Source organism: [Clostridium] innocuum (assembly GCA_012317185.1).
Lineage (GTDB): Bacteria > Bacillota_I > Bacilli_A > Erysipelotrichales > Erysipelotrichaceae > Clostridium_AQ > Clostridium_AQ innocuum.
Map to the genome: position 1 here is coordinate 4,617,450 of CP048838.1, position 15,717 is coordinate 4,633,166.

Annotated in this window: 17 protein-coding genes and 1 pseudogene; 6 read left to right on the forward strand and 12 right to left on the reverse strand. The window is 39.2% G+C overall.

Going from position 1 to position 15,717, the window contains the following annotated elements; translation table 11 throughout:
* Positions 1 to 36: 36 nt before the first annotated feature.
* The 4 genes from G4D54_22570 to G4D54_22585 are packed head-to-tail and all read right to left on the reverse strand — an operon-like array spanning position 37 to position 3,448.
* Complete coding sequence (locus tag G4D54_22570) at positions 37 to 1,785, reverse strand: AAA family ATPase (protein ID QJA05026.1); 1,749 nt, start codon at positions 1,783 to 1,785, stop codon at positions 37 to 39.
* Between the two features lie 11 nt (positions 1,786 to 1,796).
* Positions 1,797 to 2,174, reverse strand: a complete 378-nt coding sequence (locus G4D54_22575) for a hypothetical protein (GenBank protein ID QJA05027.1) — start codon at positions 2,172 to 2,174, stop codon at positions 1,797 to 1,799.
* 1 nt (position 2,175) lies between these two features.
* Positions 2,176 to 3,243: a site-specific integrase gene (locus tag G4D54_22580; protein ID QJA05028.1), complete on the reverse strand. Its 1,068-nt coding sequence runs from the start codon at positions 3,241 to 3,243 to the stop codon at positions 2,176 to 2,178.
* Position 3,244: 1 nt separating this feature from the next.
* Entirely contained in the window at positions 3,245 to 3,448 is a 204-nt protein-coding gene (locus G4D54_22585) for a hypothetical protein (protein ID QJA05029.1), read from the reverse strand.
* 233 nt (positions 3,449 to 3,681) lie between these two features.
* On the opposite strand from G4D54_22585, the gene G4D54_22590 reads away from it, so the two are divergent.
* The 6 genes and pseudogenes from G4D54_22590 to G4D54_22615 all read left to right on the forward strand — a co-directional run bounded on the left by G4D54_22590 (position 3,682) and on the right by G4D54_22615 (position 8,325).
* Entirely contained in the window at positions 3,682 to 4,314 is a 633-nt protein-coding gene (locus G4D54_22590) for a helix-turn-helix transcriptional regulator (GenBank protein ID QJA05030.1), read from the forward strand.
* 20 nt (positions 4,315 to 4,334) lie between these two features.
* Positions 4,335 to 5,297 (forward strand): EcsC family protein, encoded by a 963-nt coding sequence (locus G4D54_22595; protein QJA05031.1) that lies wholly within the window; start codon positions 4,335 to 4,337, stop codon positions 5,295 to 5,297.
* A 163-nt stretch (positions 5,298 to 5,460) separates the two neighbouring features.
* Positions 5,461 to 5,751, forward strand: a pseudogene (locus tag G4D54_22600) (transposase).
* 368 nt (positions 5,752 to 6,119) lie between these two features.
* The gene (locus G4D54_22605; GenBank protein ID QJA05032.1) at positions 6,120 to 6,590 is read left to right on the forward strand and encodes a flavodoxin; all 471 of its coding nucleotides are present in this window, start codon (positions 6,120 to 6,122) and stop codon (positions 6,588 to 6,590) included.
* A gap of 17 nt (positions 6,591 to 6,607) precedes the next feature.
* Positions 6,608 to 7,378, forward strand: coding sequence for a cupin domain-containing protein (locus G4D54_22610; protein QJA05033.1), 771 nt, complete (start codon positions 6,608 to 6,610; stop codon positions 7,376 to 7,378).
* A 359-nt stretch (positions 7,379 to 7,737) separates the two neighbouring features.
* The gene (locus G4D54_22615; GenBank protein QJA05034.1) at positions 7,738 to 8,325 is read left to right on the forward strand and encodes a flavodoxin; all 588 of its coding nucleotides are present in this window, start codon (positions 7,738 to 7,740) and stop codon (positions 8,323 to 8,325) included.
* 528 nt (positions 8,326 to 8,853) lie between these two features.
* On the opposite strand, the gene G4D54_22620 is transcribed toward G4D54_22615, so the two are convergent.
* Genes G4D54_22620 through G4D54_22655 form a run of 8 tightly spaced genes read right to left on the reverse strand, consistent with a single transcriptional unit; the run spans position 8,854 to position 15,493 of the window.
* Positions 8,854 to 9,465, reverse strand: coding sequence for an ATP-binding protein (locus G4D54_22620; protein QJA05035.1), 612 nt, complete (start codon positions 9,463 to 9,465; stop codon positions 8,854 to 8,856).
* A gap of 14 nt (positions 9,466 to 9,479) precedes the next feature.
* A complete protein-coding gene (locus G4D54_22625) occupies positions 9,480 to 10,211 on the reverse strand; it encodes a GntR family transcriptional regulator (protein QJA05036.1) in 732 nt (243 codons plus the stop codon).
* 28 nt (positions 10,212 to 10,239) lie between these two features.
* Positions 10,240 to 11,025 (reverse strand): SDR family oxidoreductase, encoded by a 786-nt coding sequence (locus tag G4D54_22630; GenBank protein ID QJA05037.1) that lies wholly within the window; start codon positions 11,023 to 11,025, stop codon positions 10,240 to 10,242.
* A 26-nt stretch (positions 11,026 to 11,051) separates the two neighbouring features.
* Positions 11,052 to 11,525, reverse strand: a complete 474-nt coding sequence (locus tag G4D54_22635; protein ID QJA05038.1) for a PTS sugar transporter subunit IIB — start codon at positions 11,523 to 11,525, stop codon at positions 11,052 to 11,054.
* Entirely contained in the window at positions 11,494 to 11,940 is a 447-nt protein-coding gene (locus G4D54_22640; GenBank protein QJA05039.1) for a PTS sugar transporter subunit IIA, read from the reverse strand. The genes G4D54_22635 and G4D54_22640 overlap by 32 nt, the downstream gene beginning before the upstream one ends.
* A 19-nt stretch (positions 11,941 to 11,959) precedes the next feature.
* On the reverse strand, positions 11,960 to 13,618 hold the full coding sequence (locus tag G4D54_22645; protein ID QJA05040.1) for a PTS mannose transporter subunit IICD: 1,659 nt from the start codon (positions 13,616 to 13,618) through the stop codon (positions 11,960 to 11,962).
* A 15-nt stretch (positions 13,619 to 13,633) separates the two neighbouring features.
* On the reverse strand, positions 13,634 to 14,638 hold the full coding sequence (locus tag G4D54_22650; protein ID QJA05041.1) for a zinc-dependent alcohol dehydrogenase family protein: 1,005 nt from the start codon (positions 14,636 to 14,638) through the stop codon (positions 13,634 to 13,636).
* Between the two features lie 3 nt (positions 14,639 to 14,641).
* Complete coding sequence (locus G4D54_22655) at positions 14,642 to 15,493, reverse strand: class II fructose-bisphosphate aldolase (GenBank protein QJA05042.1); 852 nt, start codon at positions 15,491 to 15,493, stop codon at positions 14,642 to 14,644.
* Positions 15,494 to 15,717: the final 224 nt, after the last annotated feature.

Below are 15,717 nucleotides of genomic sequence, written 5' to 3' on the forward strand. Positions count from 1 at the left end.
TACAAAGCACGATACTAGTGCCTTGCTGCGTTTTGCTTATAGTAAAAAATATATTGTATCTTGCTTATTACCTTCTCGATTGGAACCATCCTTTCTAAAGTCTATTAATTTTTCTTTTCTTAATTCTGTTTTGGCTCTATCTATCACGCTTGGGCTATACCCAACAGCCCTTAATATTTCTTCGATTTCTCGGCTAGTCTTTTCTCCTCCTTTTAAAACATTTAGAATATCTTCCTTAGCTAATGATTGTGATGTCGCATTCCTTTGATTTCTTAATTTATCATTCTGAAAATCAATATCCTTTTTATCACTTACTCCTACAAATTCAATTGCTCCATTTCCTACTTTAAACAGATATGTCTTTTGCAAAGGAGCATAATTATTTTTTTCATTTGATAAATATCTCACGTTATCATTTAATGTTCCTACAAAAAGGAAACTTCTTGAGATATCCCATATATCTGCACTATCAGCTGCTCTTTCACGACCCGAAGCATTTGATTTTTTATTTGTATGCACCATGACAAGAAATGTTACTTCATATTTTCTAGCTAAGAATAATAGATGATTCATTGCTTCTCTCATTTGGTTTCTTGCAGACATATTCGTATGCTCTGGTAAAAAGCTTTGTAGAGGATCAAAGATAACGATATCCGGACGATTATCCACAATTACATTTTTCAAATATCTAGTATCAAAACGAACGTGTTGAAGCCTTTCATCATCAACATCGATTGTTCTTATCATTTTTATATCACCGTGATTGTCCAATAACTTTTTCTTCAACACTGCATCAGTAGGATCTTCTCCAGAAAAATAGATAACTTTCATAGGTCTCCTTGATGTCTCGGTTTCAAAAAACAATGGGTCTCCTTTACTTAACTTGGCTGCAATATGAGCCCAAACAGAAGTCTTCCCAACTCCACCATCTCCTGCAAATATCGTTACTTGGTTTTTTGGTATCAAGTCATCGACCAACCATTCTAATTTTTTGATTTGTATCTCATCTACTGTTTTTAATCGTGTGCTAATTTCATCATCAGGATGATAATCTTCACTCTTATCTCTCTTACTAAATTGTTTTTCAACGCTATTACATATGGTTTCAATTTCTTTGTCATCAAGGGGTGGAAAACATTTCGAAAGATTTTCAGCCCTAATAGCAGATTCGATAGCAGCATGGGACAATCCCTTACCTTTTAATGAAGTTGCCAATTTAAAAAGAGTGTCATTCCTAGTTCCTTCAACAATCTTATCTTTTTCATAAATGTAAACTGTTCTCATTTTTGGCTTTTCATTTTCTATAAACTGATATACTGCTTCATTTGCCATAGCAATTGGGATGTCTTTTAATATCTCGTATTTCTTAACACCAAGATTGCTCCCAGCCCCCACAACATATCCATGTTCACCTCGGATATCAATTCCGCTATATAAACCAACCTTACATCCTACTTCCTTATCTACTCGATAATATAAATGGAATCCTTTATTTGGCGTTTTAACAGTAAATGTTTGTGGAAAATTATTTATATATGATTTGATTGCTTCTTCGCCGTTCTTATCGTTTTTATTATCTACATCGATTACAATCAATCCATTCCCTGTCCTTACTCCAATATTAAAGTCTTTATTACGATTCCACCAACTATGGATTTTCTTTTCATCTTTACTAGCTTCTATCAACCAAGAGGTTACAACCTGTCCACTTTTAGTATTTTCTTGTAATGGAAATACTAATAAGCCTAAACTAAGATATTTCTTTGCATAATCTAATTTATCCACTCATGTCACCTCTAAAAGATTTCGACATCTATAAATGGATCATCCAATTCCGGGAAATCGTCTTCATCTTTGTGACCTTCTACTACAGGAAAATATGGTTTTAGCTCTTTCATCAAAGCAATACATTCTTCTAAAACATCATTAATCTCTTCATCACGTTTCAATGAACATATTTTTTCATACAATCTTTTAAATTCTAAACTTAGACGATCACTTTCAAATTTTCCACCCTTCATCGTTATTTCTTGTCCAAGAAAGGTCTTGATAAAGTATTTCCCTCTTGGTAATCCACTTATAGCAATTCTTTCATTTATTTGTTTAGCCTCATTTGAACTAACTCGAAACACCAATGTTATTGGTCTTTTTCTGTTTTTGTTTAATCCTGGCATTCTATTGCTCCTTTCCAAATCGTTCATTAAGCTTATCAGCAATCATTTGTTGTTTATTAGGATATAAATGTCCATACACCTGTAATGTTGTCTGTATCTTTTCATGACCTAGTCGATTTGATACCGCTAAAATCGGAAATCCCATCTCAATTAATAAGGCTGCATGAGAATGACGAAGATCATGAATCCTAATTCTTTCTAAACCTGCTTCTTTAGCTCCTCTTCTCATTTCCTTTTCTAAGAAAGACTTAGTCACACGAAATACACGTTCGTTAGGATCTGGGGAATATAATATATCTAAATATTCTCTTAGATCTTCAACCAAAAAGTCAGGAATTGTTATATTTCTCTTGCTTTTAGGTGTTTTAGGATCAGTAATGACATCTCTACCACCTATTCGCTGATAAGATTTATTTATAGAAATATACTTTTGATTCAAATGAAGATCAGAGGGAGTTAAAGCTAATAACTCCCCTAATCTCATACCGGTCCAATAAAAAACTTTAAAGATGATGTAAGATGTTGGCTTATTCATAATTTTTTCTAAGAATCGAACAAACTCATCTTTCGTCCAAAACTTCATCTCTTCAGAGTAACTTTTTCCCATTCCTCCAGCTTTTTTAACTGGATTTTCACTTATTCCATATAGCTGAACTGCAAAATTGAAGATAGCACTTAATTGGTTATTGATAGTTTTCAAATACGTATCCTTATATCCTTTTGCTATCATGTCGTTTTGCCAAGATCTAACTTTTGCCGGAGTAATTTCACTCACTTTAAATTTCGCAAAATAAGGAAGGATTTTTAGATTAATAATATAATTTTTTGTACGGACCGTATTTTCCTTTAGTCGACCTTTCATGTCGTCCATATAAATGTCGATGAAGTCAGAAAATAACATATTAAAATCTTTTTCTTGTTTCTTAATAAAATCATAAGCTGCTCTTTCTGCTTCTTTTTTTGTATCAAATCCTCTACGTGTGGTTTTCTTATTGTTTCCAAAAGAATCTTTGTATCGAATTTGAATATCCCATTTGTTAGTTATTGGATTTTTCTTCGCTGTTGCCATTTCACTCATCCTCCTTATTCACTTTCGACTCACTGAAATAAAGAATATCATTTAAATATTCATAAGGAATTCTTCCTCTAATAGTAAGCTTGTTCATTTTTTCTAGTTTTTCATTCGCTTCATGAATGATTTTGTATGCCTTACTAATAGATACATCTAACATCTCAGCTACATCACTTGCTCTTAATAAAATTTTCTTTGCCATTAATAATCACCTCGCTTTCTTATGTATTGATTCATATTTGGGTCATGTATAAGATTATCTTTTTATATATTTATATGAAAATCTTATATTTTAGATTGTAAAGAGTTCTATCGGAATTGTCAATAATTATTTATTATATTTATATGATTTGATTATATTTTATATATGCGTTCTTATTTTTATATGAAATTATGATATAATATTAAAAAATACTTAATAAGGTGGAAGACAATATGAGTTTTGGAAATAGATTACAGCAACTAAGAAAAGATATGAATATGACACAAAAGGAGTTTGCGGATTTATTAGATATACCTCAGCCTTCAGTATCAGCCTATGAAAACAACAAAAATACGCCTAACCAAGATATCCTTGTTACCATTGCAAAAAGATGCAATGTTTCTTTAGATTGGTTATGCGAAATATCAAACAATAAAAAATCAATCACATCCATGGATGATGTAATCGACTTTATATTTGAATTACTAGAAGCTAATGAACTTGGAATTGAAATTGAAGTAAATAGACGCCCATACAATGATATAGAGACCGAAGATGATCGTTACTGCGCACAGTTAACAGTTTACGGGAATGATTCTCATTCCGAAAACGCCACACTAGTTGAAGCCATTAACGAAATCAATCAAGCCTACAACAAGCATAAAAACTATTTAATGGATGATTTGTACTATCAAAAACAAAAAGAGCTTATTAAAGAAAAATATCAAGCTATTTTAACGAAAGAAAAGCTTCCTGAATTATCTTTAGAAGAACAATCCAAGAAGCAATTGGAATATTTGCAAAATGTCATGAAACATAATCAAGAAAAAATTGAATCATCAAGAAAAAAACGAGAAGAAAAATAACAAAATATAGGAGAAATACAATGGCTGACCTTAACAAACTTTTTAAAGATTCTTTATCGAAAGTAGGCGAATTAACAAAAAACGTCGATCTAAATGAATTAGCTTCCAAATCAAACGAATTAGTTAAAAATACAACAAAAGCTATTGCAGATACCACGGGAAGTGTAATAAATACTTCTGTATCAAAAACACAAGAGCTAGCAAGCTTAGCTTCAGATAAAGTTTCAGAAATCGAGATTACTCCACAAGATATATTGGTACGTGCTTTACATGTTCCAGGAGTCAAAATTGAAAGAAGCGAATTTTTATTTAAGGAGTTAATCAAATATTATCCAGAAGAACAAGTTTTAAAAGCTATTTCTTCAAATCCTGCATCCATGGGCATACCAAGAGAAAAAATTAACGAAATAGCTGATCAAGTTATAGAGTACGAAACAAATAAAGTTTCTGCTATCTCTTTTGCAGCAGGAATGCCTGGTGGATTTGCAATGGCTGCAACAATACCTGCAGATGTCGCTCAATACTTTGGATTTCTTTTACGCGTAATGCAAAAATTAGCTTATTTATATGGATTTCAAGAATTTGAATTGAGCGAAAATAGCATCAGTGACGAAACAATGAATCAATTACTAATTTTTCTAGGAGTTATGTTTGGTGTTAATGGAGCAAATCAAGGTGTCAAAATCATTGCTGAAACTGCAGGAAATAAAATGTCAAAAACTTTAGCACAAAAAGCTTTGACTAAGACAACTTTGTATCCGATTGTAAAAAAAGTAGCGACAACACTTGGATTTAAAATGACAAAAGATGTATTTGCTAAGAGTGTATCCAAAGTAGTTCCTGTTGTGGGTGGTGCGGTTAGTGGAGGATTAACATATCTTACCTTCAAACCTTGCGCAATTAAGTTAAAAGATAATTTCAAATCATTAAATCTATCAGATCCTGAATTTTATAATTCTCTAACATTAAAGTTAGAAAATTAAAGCTAAAATAAATTATAAAAGTATAAAAAAACATATCCTACATTACTCTTTACAGTAGTACACACAGATAAGTTGTACTCAAAATGTACCCAATGGTATCAACAAACACAAAAAAAGCCTTTATTTAAAGGCTTTTTTGCTATTTGTATACTATTCACTCTCAGTGGTATACAAAGGAGAAGTGGCAGGGATCAGAGTCGTAATCTGTGAAGAAGCAATACAATCGAAGGCTAGTTCCATTGACGAGGATTAAATACCAGTCTATGGAAACGATGTAGCGCATACCTTCACAGGGAAAAGAATCAAGCGAGGATTGTATAGAAGCAAAAATGGCATTCTAATGAATGCCGATATCAATGGAGCAAGCAATATCATACGAAAAGTATATCCATGTATGCCAAAGCGAGAGCGATGGAGTAGAGGTACAGTGAACGTACCAGTTACGTGTATTTGAACACGAACAAAACGTTTTGATGAATGTGCAGGCATTCATTGGAAGCCGCCTGCTCTTTAGCTGGCGGTAGTTCACAGCAATCTTGGTACAAGCGCTCATGTGATGGCAGCTAGTGTTGAGGGCTTTGCTAAGGAAGATATTCTAGTACAAAGAAATATATCCTGAGATTATTGCAGCTACTGTAATTGCATGGAGATGAAATATCTCCTACTCACAGCCTGAACATAAGGTGATAAAGGAAATGAATGCCTTTTAGGCATGCATATATATGCAGTATAGGTATTGGACATGATATAGTAATAAATTATAGAATAAATGTGTAAGTTAAGCTTATGCATTTATTTTTTTACGCTGAGGAGGATGATAGTATGAAAAAAAGACTAGTGGCATATTTCAGTGCAGGCGGAACAACAAAAAAAGTCGCAGAAATGATTGCCAATTGTGCGAAAGCAGACTTAATTGAGATTACTCCAAAGACACCATACACAGAACGTGACCTTAACTGGATGGATAAAAAATCCAGAAGCAGTATAGAAATGAGTGATAAGACATACAGACCTGAATTACTTGATATAGATATAGACATGAATACCTATCATGAGATAATATTAGGATTTCCCATCTGGTGGTATGTTGCACCGACAATCGTACATACATTCTTGGAAAAATATAATTTCTCAGATAAAAAAATAATTTTATTTGCTACCTCCGGTGGAAGTGGATTTGGAAATACGATGAGAGAATTGCAGCCTTCTGTACCAAACAGTGTTATAGAAGAAGGAAGGATATTTAACTACACAACCAGACAGCAAATAATTAAATGGGTAGAAACATTATAAAAATGGAGAGATATAACATGAAGAAGATAATACAAACAGCAGGAAGAAACGCATTAGAAGAATTTGCACCACAATTTGCCCATTTTAATGACGATGTGCTTTTTGGAGAAAACTGGAACAATCATGATATCGATGTGAAAACCAGAAGTATTATAACCGTTGTCGCTCTTATGGCATCCGGTATTACAGATACATCATTAAAATTTCATTTACAAAATGCAAAAAGGCATGGTGTTACGCAGAAGGAAATTGCTGCCATTATCACACATGTTGCATTTTATGCAGGATGGCCGAAGGGATGGGCTGTATTTACTTTGGCAAAAGAAGTATGGAATGTGAATGAAGGTGATTTACCTTATGAAGATGCAGCAATGCGGGCACATGCAAAAGACATGATATTTCCAATCGGAGATCCAAACGATGATTTTGCAAAGTATTTTTCAGGAAGAAGCTTTCTTGCACCTGTTTCAACTTCCCAAGTGGCAATTTACAATGTGACATTTGAACCGGGTTGTCGCAACAACTGGCACATCCATCATGCGAAGAGCGGTGGTGGACAGATTTTAATCTGTGTTGCAGGACGCGGGTTTTATCAGGAAGAAGGAAAAAGTGTAATAGAAATGAAAGCAGGTGATTGCATCAGTATTCTGGAAGGAGTAAAACATTGGCATGGAGCAGCATCAAATGAATGGTTCTCTCATCTGGCGATAGAAGTACCGGGAATTGAAGTATCAAATGAATGGTGTGAACCTGTTACGGATGAGCAATATTTGCAATTTGAATATTAGGCACAAAGTATCACTAACAACAAATACTGCGGCTCGGACTTGGAACAGCTATTATTTGCAGCTGTAAGAGCTTTTATTATGTTTGCACTTGAAAAGACAGCACTTTAAATATGTTTCCATGAGGATTGCATATCAAAGCCTTGTGTTTGATTGTCTCCTATCCGTACTTCAAATCTGTACCTTGTAAAGTATTATCAGAAGCATATGCTTTCATCACTTGTATTTAAGCAGCTTAGCATTTCAGCTATCGCTGGTATGTATGAAATACAAGTATCAAATAGCCACATCCGATTGCAGGCGCAATCGGTCACAACCCGGAACAGGGGGTATTGTTCAATGAGAAAAGGAAGGTGTCAAATATGAAAAGAATTTTGACTACAATTATATACATTATATGTTTAACAGTACTTGTTGCATGTAGTCATAATACAACAGGTATACCAGCATCTGAGAAAAACACAGCGCAGGAGAATGATCTCAAAATAGCGGTTGTATATTTTTCAGCAACAGGTAATACGAAAGCTGTAGCAGAATTGATTGCTGATGAAGCTAAAGCGGATATCTATGAAATTATCCCAGATAAAAAGTATACTGAAGATGACCTTAATTATAATAACGATAATTGTAGAGCTAATCGTGAAATGAAGGATGATGCTTCAAGGCCTTCCATTAAGAATGATTTGAGTGCTATAACAGAGTATGATGTGATTTATCTTGGATATCCTGTATGGTGGGGAACAAATCCGAGAATTATTCAAACAGTTTTAGATAAATACGATATTAGTAACTCAAAAATATATACCTTCTGTACATCCGGAGGCAGTGGTATAGAAAGCAGTATTTCAGATTTGCAAACTATGTATTCAAACTTGAATATTGTTGCAGGCAAAAGATTCGATAATCCTACAGAAGAAGATGTTAAAGCCTGGCTGGAAAGTATAGGATAAAAATCTTATATTCAGGTTCAGTTTAAAAAGTGGGAATTATATATATGCAGTTTGAGTTATAGTATATTTCATATCCGCTTTATATAGAAGAATTAAATAATATGCTTAATTATAAGGGCTGAGCCTTATATCAAGGGAGGATACTACATTAACATTAAAGAATACTTATCTGACAGGCACAGATGTGGTGATAGAAGGTCTTACATCATTCTTGTATCATGCAGTCTTGCAGACATAAGGACAAAGATAATATTATAGGATAAGTAATAGAAGATCGTGTTAATGCCGCCATTCCATATGGGAATGACGGCATTTTTGTCTGTTTAAAAAGTCCAATTAAATCAGGTGCTTCTTTAAAATACAAGCAGCGCTTATTTAATAAGAATCTAATGATCTGAGCCCTTTGTATGCTTGAAGGCGCATCGAGGTACGCATGAAATAGTCCTCTTCATAAGAGTTTGAGCATTTCTGCGAAGTAGTCTCCGCCTTACTTTAGACCAATGTTTTTTTATTTTGACGATGAAAATGTTATTGAAATTCCAAAAGCTCGTTTATTCTTATCATCAGCTCATCATATGGAGCTGTCGCAAAATCTGTCACATCCAGCTGCAGGGTCGTACCCAGTGCAAAGGTTCCATATCCCCGGCAGGTACAGCGCTGTATGAATTCATCATGATCCAGCAGATTGTCCGCTTCCTCATGACATTTCAGACAGATACCCTTATGATATTTCTTTAGGATATGCCCGAGGTGACGGGAGGTGTCCAAATCCCGTTTTTTCTGCCTTTCAAATAGAACATCCAGATCGGCAATCATGCGAATCGTAATAATCTGTACATGATGCTTATCACAGACCTCCTGCAGCTGATCATGCTGCTTATAGCTGAACGGATAATCGCTGAGAAGACTGATTCCCCGTGTGAATTTCCACTCCATTCTATGATAGTATTCTACCCAGCTTTTCTGAATCAGCTCTTCCTTTTCCTGTTCATTGCGGAAACCGTAGGCATCCCAGAACTCTTCCTTGATCTCATCCGGTGATAAAATTTCAAAACCGGTAAACTGCTTCATTAACAGCTCTGCCAGATAGCTTTTACCCGTACCGGGATAGCCGGCAAGCAAAATCAGTGTCTGCTTCATGAACGAACCTCCTGTTATATGGCAAGCTCAATCTCCAGATGGTAGGTATCTGCACGATAATAGGTACAGACACATTCCCTTGGATGATTATCCTTATCAAAGGATATGCGGCGTATATAAAGCAGCGGACTGCCGACAGCAATGTGCAGCAGCTCTGCCATTTCTTTGTCTGCCAGAATGGAATAGATTTTCTGCTTGGCAAAGGACCATTGAATCTGATAGGCATTGGAAAGAAAGACACGCAGAGATTCTTTCGAAAAATCATGCTCCATGACTTCCGGTACAAAGGACTGCTCGAAATAATTGATTTCCAGATAGAACGGCTCCTCCCCCGCATAGCGTACACGCTTTATGCGAATGATATCACAATCATCAGATAGCTGAAGACACTCCGCGATATCCTTGGGCGCTTTCATTACTTTTTGATTGATCATTCGTTTTACGGCGATAACTTGATCCACTCTGTTTTTCCTTGTATAGCGGACTACGCGCTGTGGTGATGTATTGGGCTGTGCCGATATGACAAAGGTTCCGTACCCGCGCTTCTTACTGACAAGCCCGTCATTGGCAAGCATCTCCATCGCTTTCCGTGCGGTTGCCCGAGATACATGATAGGTATTCATCAGCTCGCTCTCCGCCGGTATGATGCAGCCTACAGGATATTTACCGCTGATGATGTCCTGAAACAGAAGATTATACAGCTGATAATACAGCTGTTGTCTTCCACTGAAATCCAATGCACCCATGATGATCCCTCCTCATTCTACTGCCTTTTTAATCCATCCATTCTCCGCCTGTCAGATTGATGGACTGCCCTGTCAGATAAGCGGAATTATCTGTCAGCAGAAATACTGCCGCATTGATAACGTCCTGAAGATCAACCAGACGATGCATCGGGATATTCTTTTTGAAATACGGCATGACCTCTTCCGGATCAATGCTCTTCTTCTGTGCATATTCATATTTCAGCTTTTCCCACATTTCCGTGTATACAATTCCCGGACATATGGAATTTACACGTATATTGCGATCCGCAAATTCCTTTGCAATGGACTGTGTCAGTCCCTGCACACCAAACTTGCTTGCACAGTATACGGTCTGCCATGCGCTTGCCTTCTTACCGGACAGGGAGGACATGTTCAATATGGTTCCCCCACCATGCTTCAGCATTTTTTCAATCGCAACCTGACAGCACAGGAAGGTAGCCTTCAGGTTGACATTGATTGTCAAATCCCACAGTTCCTCACTGCTTTTCAGAAACGGTACCATTTTGCTTACACCGGCGGAATTGATCCAGGATGTGATAGCTCCCAGCTCCTGCTCTACTTCATCGGCAGCAGTCAGAACCACCTGCTTGTCTGTAACATCAACTTTTTTATAAACTGCTTTTCCATTTGCGTCCGTGATACTGTCCGCAACAGCCGATCCTCTTGCTTCATCCAGATCAAGGATTGCGATACCGGCACCTCTTTCCGCAAAATCCTTCGCCATGGCAGCGCCCATACCACTGCCGCCTCCCGTAATTACGATTACGCTTCCTTCCATACCTTCATGATTCATATCTATCCACCATCACTCTCTATTTTCTACTTCAGATATTCCTTAACACTTACCGGTTTATCCTGCGGCATCACCTGTATGAAGACATTTACATTCTTCTCCAATAATTCAGAGAACGCCTTATTTTCCTCAGGACTTGTTGAGATATTCTTATACAGCACACTTCGATCAGCTCGGGCACCCATGCCTCCGACATCCACTTCCTCAATGGTAATGCCGTGATCTACCAGATAGTTTAATGCTTCCGGCCCCTTGACCAGCAGAATCGTCGGTGCGTCCAGTCCCTGCTCAAAGAACTGCACACCTTCTTCCTTGGTGAAGATTCCTATTGCGATTTCTTCCGGTATTGCCATCTCCAGCACCTCGATCATATACTCATCATTCGCTGTTCCGTCATCCACGATTACCACCTGATCCGCTTTTCTGTTCTTGATCCAGGCAGTCATCACCTGTCCGTGAATCAGACGGTCATCGATTCTTGTTAATACTAAGTTTTGCACGTTGTTTTTTCTCTCCTTTCTTGAATACCGTTGTCTTTACGCCAACTGTACTCGATATGCCTGCTTTATCCGCAAGCTCCTCCAGCGTTGTTTCTTCGCTGCGCTCCAATGCAAGCGTCAGCAGCATCGGCATATTCATACCGGAAACAAGCCCGAGTTTGAAATCCTTTGAAAGATATGCGGCACTCTGGAAAGGTGTACCACCTGCAATATCAGACAAAACGATGGTTCCTGAACCGCTGCCGTCATCGGCTTCCCTCATGACAGTTTCAAGCTTTTCACGATAGGCTTCCGGAGACTCACCCGGAATGAGAGGCACCGCCCTCACTCCGTAATCTCCGCCTGCAATCATCTGCAGGCTGGCAAGCAGACCTTCACAGAATGCGCCGTGACTGATCAAAATGATATTTACCATAGCTGTCCTCTTTCGCCTTCTATCCTACATAACCCAGAATACCGCTGTAATAGCCTGCGATACCTACCAGAAAGATTGCGATAATGATCCATACAGTATTGATTTTCTTCTTCAGCATCCACCATACAAGCAATGTGATTCCCAGCGGAATCAGACCCGGAGCAAGAGAATCCAGTACACTCTGAATTGTGGTTGTTCCTTCCCCTACCTTGATTGCGAGCGGAGTATTTACCGTGACTCTGGTTGCGGCCATGGATCCGACAACCATCAGACCTACAATACTGAAGGAGTTGATGATACGGTCAATCGTACCGTTTTTAAGAATTTTCAGCAGTGATGTTTTTCCCTGCTTATATCCGGTCATAAACATGAAGTATCCGCAGCCGAAGATTAAAATTTCAAAGATTGCAAAGGACAGGATCGGTCCTAAATAGCTTCCATCCAGCGCCATGGAGCACCCGATACCAAACAGAATCGGGAACAGGATTCCCTGCATGACCGTATCACCGATACCGGCAACCGGCCCCATCAGACCGGTACGTACAGCATTGATATCCTTCTCTGTAACGTTTTCACCATTCGCATGTGCCTCCTCCATGGAACAGGCGATACCGTTGATGATCGGTCCTACGGTGAATACTTCAGAATTGTAGAATACCATATATTTTTTCAGTTCTTTTACACGTTCTTCGTTCGTGTCATACAGCTCACGAATCGGTGTCAGCATCAGGTTGGCAGCACCCAGAGCCTGTAAACGCTCATAGTTGTAGCAGGCCTCGGTACTCGTTGTCCATAACCATGTTTTAACAAGTGTTTTCTTGGAAAGCTTTTTTGTATACTCCGGCAGTTCAGCTGCTGCAGCCTGTTCAGCCGGCTGTGAAACCTCGATTGTTTCTGTTTTTTTATTTAACGAGAGACGTTTTACCTTCTTCGTTTCCGTCTGCTTCTGTGCAGTATTGCTGTTCAGATACATAACAAGTGCAATGATTGCAGAGAAAATGGAGATTGCAGTAAGTCCCAGACCGGAATATACGGTCAGGAAGAAGCCGCCGAAGAACCACGGAACCAGCTTTTTCTTACCAAGATAGCTCAACAGCATTGCAATACCCAAGGCCGGCATGATACCGCCGACAACCTGGAGTGCACTGATGACACTTTCCGGAACGGCATTGATCAGATCGCTTGCCCAGCCGCTACCGGATACAACCAGAAGGAAGGCAGGAATTCCATACAGGACAAGTGCCATACAGAAGGAAGGCACGAAGTTCATAAAACGCACACCGCGCAGATTGCCCTTTTCCAGCAGCTTATCCGCCTGATGAATCCATGCGGCGTTGACTGTCATATATACCTGATTCAGCAACAGTCCAAACATACTGAACGGAATCGCAAAGGTTACGGCCATCGTCGGATTGGCGCCGGATAAAATCGTCATCGCCGTACCGAAGATACCTGCGACGATGGTATTACTCGGCATGGTTCCACCTGCGGAAATCCATCCCAGATAAATCAACTGAATGTTGGCCCCCGCCAGCATACCGGTCATCGGGTCCCCCATGAACAGACCAACCAGCGTACCTGTGGTCAATGGATAAACAAGACATTTCGTGACAGGGCCGAAGAACCACCACTGCCCCAGTGTAGCTAATAATGCAACTAAGATTGCTGATAACACCATAACTATTTCCTCCTGTTAGTGCTCGCCGCTTACGGAAACCAAGACCTTCCCTTTTCTTGCATAACGCAGGGTCTTTAGTTCCTCTCCCATTTCCTCCAAGGTAAGCTTTGCACTTATTATTTTCTTTGTATTGATCTGTCCGCTTTCCAGCAGGTGCACGGCACGCTCGCTGCATAACGGATTCAGAAATGACATATAAATACTGAGTTCTTTTGTATAAGCCTCAAACTGATTGAAGCTGATTGGCTGCTCTGGGTCACCGAGACCGAAAAGCAGTACCTTCGCATATTTCCCCGCAATGCGAATTGCCTGTTCCATGGTGGATTTTAAGCCGATGCATTCAATGACATAATCAATGTTTTCCTGCTTAGCGACTTCCTCGATTTCCTGATCGCTGATGGCCATGGTTGCGCCCAGCTCGAGAGCGAGTCTGCGTTTTTCCTCTTCCCGCTCAATCACAATGATTTTGGCAGCACCTGTTAATCGAATAAGCTGCAGCATCAGGGAACCGATGGCCCCCATACCATACATGGCAACCGTTTTACCGCTTTGTATCCCGATCAGATCCATACCGTGGACCGCACAGGATAACGGCTCCGTAAAGGCCGCAGCCTCCAGATCCAGTGTATCCGCTATATGATATACATTCTTTTCCGGCGGATAAACATATTCCGCAAAGCCCTTGGCTACGCCATGACGCTCCAGACAGAAGTTTGGCAGTCCCTGCTGGCACCAGATACATTTTCCGCATCCCCAGCTGGGATCACAGGCAACACGATCCCCAACCTTAAAGTATTTGCACTCAGGCCCTACCTCTGTAACGATACCGGAACACTCATGTCCCAAAATAATGGGTGGTATGACAACACTTGCGCCGTTTTTCCCCTGAAACTTATGAATATCGGTTCCGCACAGTCCGCACCAGGCAACGCGAATTTTCACTTCATCCGCTTCCGGCTTACGATCTGGAATATCACGTACTTCATATCCATAGTCGCCAATATAGAATCCTGCTTTCATATGCTATTCACCATCCATATTTTTAAACAAATGAATTTTTCGCTCTACGATTTCCGTAATAGTATCCAGACATGGTACGACATTATCACGATTGGATATATTCTCACGATGTTCTTCATAACATTCTCTGGATTTACGATTCCAGCCGACCAGCAGCTCGGTTCCAACATTGAACTTGCGGATGCCCAGATCAATGACACGTTTTACATCCTCTTCCTTAACACCGGTTCCTCCATGAATGACCAGAGGGATATCAACTGCCTTCTGCAGCTCCCTCAGGCGTTCAAAATTTATATTCGTTTTTGATTTGTACTGGCCGTGGTTCGTCCCGATTGCCACTGCCAGAGCATCAATTCCCGTCTGCTTCACAAACTCGACAGCATCCTCAGGATCCGTGTAACAGGCATCCTCCTGGCTCACGGCGATACCGTCCTCCGTTCCTCCGACAGTCCCAAGCTCTGCCTCCACACTTACATGATGGATTCTGGCGTAATCGACAACCCGCTTTGTCCCCAGAATGTTTTCCTTTAAGGGAAGGGAAGACCCGTCAAACATAACAGAGCTGTAGCCTGCGTCAATCGCCTTGCGAATCTCATCATAATCCTTAGCATGATCCAGGTGAAGAACGACATTGACTCCGTATTCCTCTGCCATAGAGCGGCAGACTGCGACAAGATTTTTGTGACCGACATAATTCGCGGTTCCGCAGCTTGTCTGAATAATAACCGGTGTTTTCTGATGAACCGCTGCTTTGATGATAGCAGGCAGCATCTCCAGGTTATGCGTATTGAACGCCCCAATCGCCATATGCAGCGACTCTGCCTCCTTCAGCACTTCCTTTAATGTTGTATACATAATTTCCTCCTTTAATAACCTGTATGCAATGGAGAATCTGGATCCTCCTTTTGTGGTAATCCTGTACATCTCAGCGTTAACTTTCTGAAATATACGAATATCATAATATCAAAATATACGTACGTTTTTGATTTACAAGCACATTATACTTGATTATATAAAAAATACAGCGCTTTCACGCTGAAAACACATTCTGAAATTTTGATAAATCGTAAAATTCATGA

Coding starts and splice junctions, on each gene's coding strand:
- G4D54_22575 (QJA05027.1), bottom strand. CDS start 2,174: ATGCCAGGATTAAACAAAAACAGAAAAAGACCAATAACATTGGTGTTT.
- G4D54_22580 (QJA05028.1), bottom strand. CDS start 3,243: ATGGCAACAGCGAAGAAAAATCCAATAACTAACAAATGGGATATTCAA.
- G4D54_22585 (QJA05029.1), bottom strand. CDS start 3,448: ATGGCAAAGAAAATTTTATTAAGAGCAAGTGATGTAGCTGAGATGTTA.
- G4D54_22590 (QJA05030.1), top strand. CDS start 3,682: ATGAGTTTTGGAAATAGATTACAGCAACTAAGAAAAGATATGAATATG.
- G4D54_22595 (QJA05031.1), top strand. CDS start 4,335: ATGGCTGACCTTAACAAACTTTTTAAAGATTCTTTATCGAAAGTAGGC.
- G4D54_22605 (QJA05032.1), top strand. CDS start 6,120: ATGAAAAAAAGACTAGTGGCATATTTCAGTGCAGGCGGAACAACAAAA.
- G4D54_22610 (QJA05033.1), top strand. CDS start 6,608: ATGAAGAAGATAATACAAACAGCAGGAAGAAACGCATTAGAAGAATTT.
- G4D54_22615 (QJA05034.1), top strand. CDS start 7,738: ATGAAAAGAATTTTGACTACAATTATATACATTATATGTTTAACAGTA.
- G4D54_22620 (QJA05035.1), bottom strand. CDS start 9,465: ATGAAGCAGACACTGATTTTGCTTGCCGGCTATCCCGGTACGGGTAAA.
- G4D54_22625 (QJA05036.1), bottom strand. CDS start 10,211: ATGGGTGCATTGGATTTCAGTGGAAGACAACAGCTGTATTATCAGCTG.
- G4D54_22630 (QJA05037.1), bottom strand. CDS start 11,025: ATGAATCATGAAGGTATGGAAGGAAGCGTAATCGTAATTACGGGAGGC.
- G4D54_22640 (QJA05039.1), bottom strand. CDS start 11,940: ATGGTAAATATCATTTTGATCAGTCACGGCGCATTCTGTGAAGGTCTG.
- G4D54_22645 (QJA05040.1), bottom strand. CDS start 13,618: ATGGTGTTATCAGCAATCTTAGTTGCATTATTAGCTACACTGGGGCAG.
- G4D54_22650 (QJA05041.1), bottom strand. CDS start 14,638: ATGAAAGCAGGATTCTATATTGGCGACTATGGATATGAAGTACGTGAT.
- G4D54_22655 (QJA05042.1), bottom strand. CDS start 15,493: ATGTATACAACATTAAAGGAAGTGCTGAAGGAGGCAGAGTCGCTGCAT.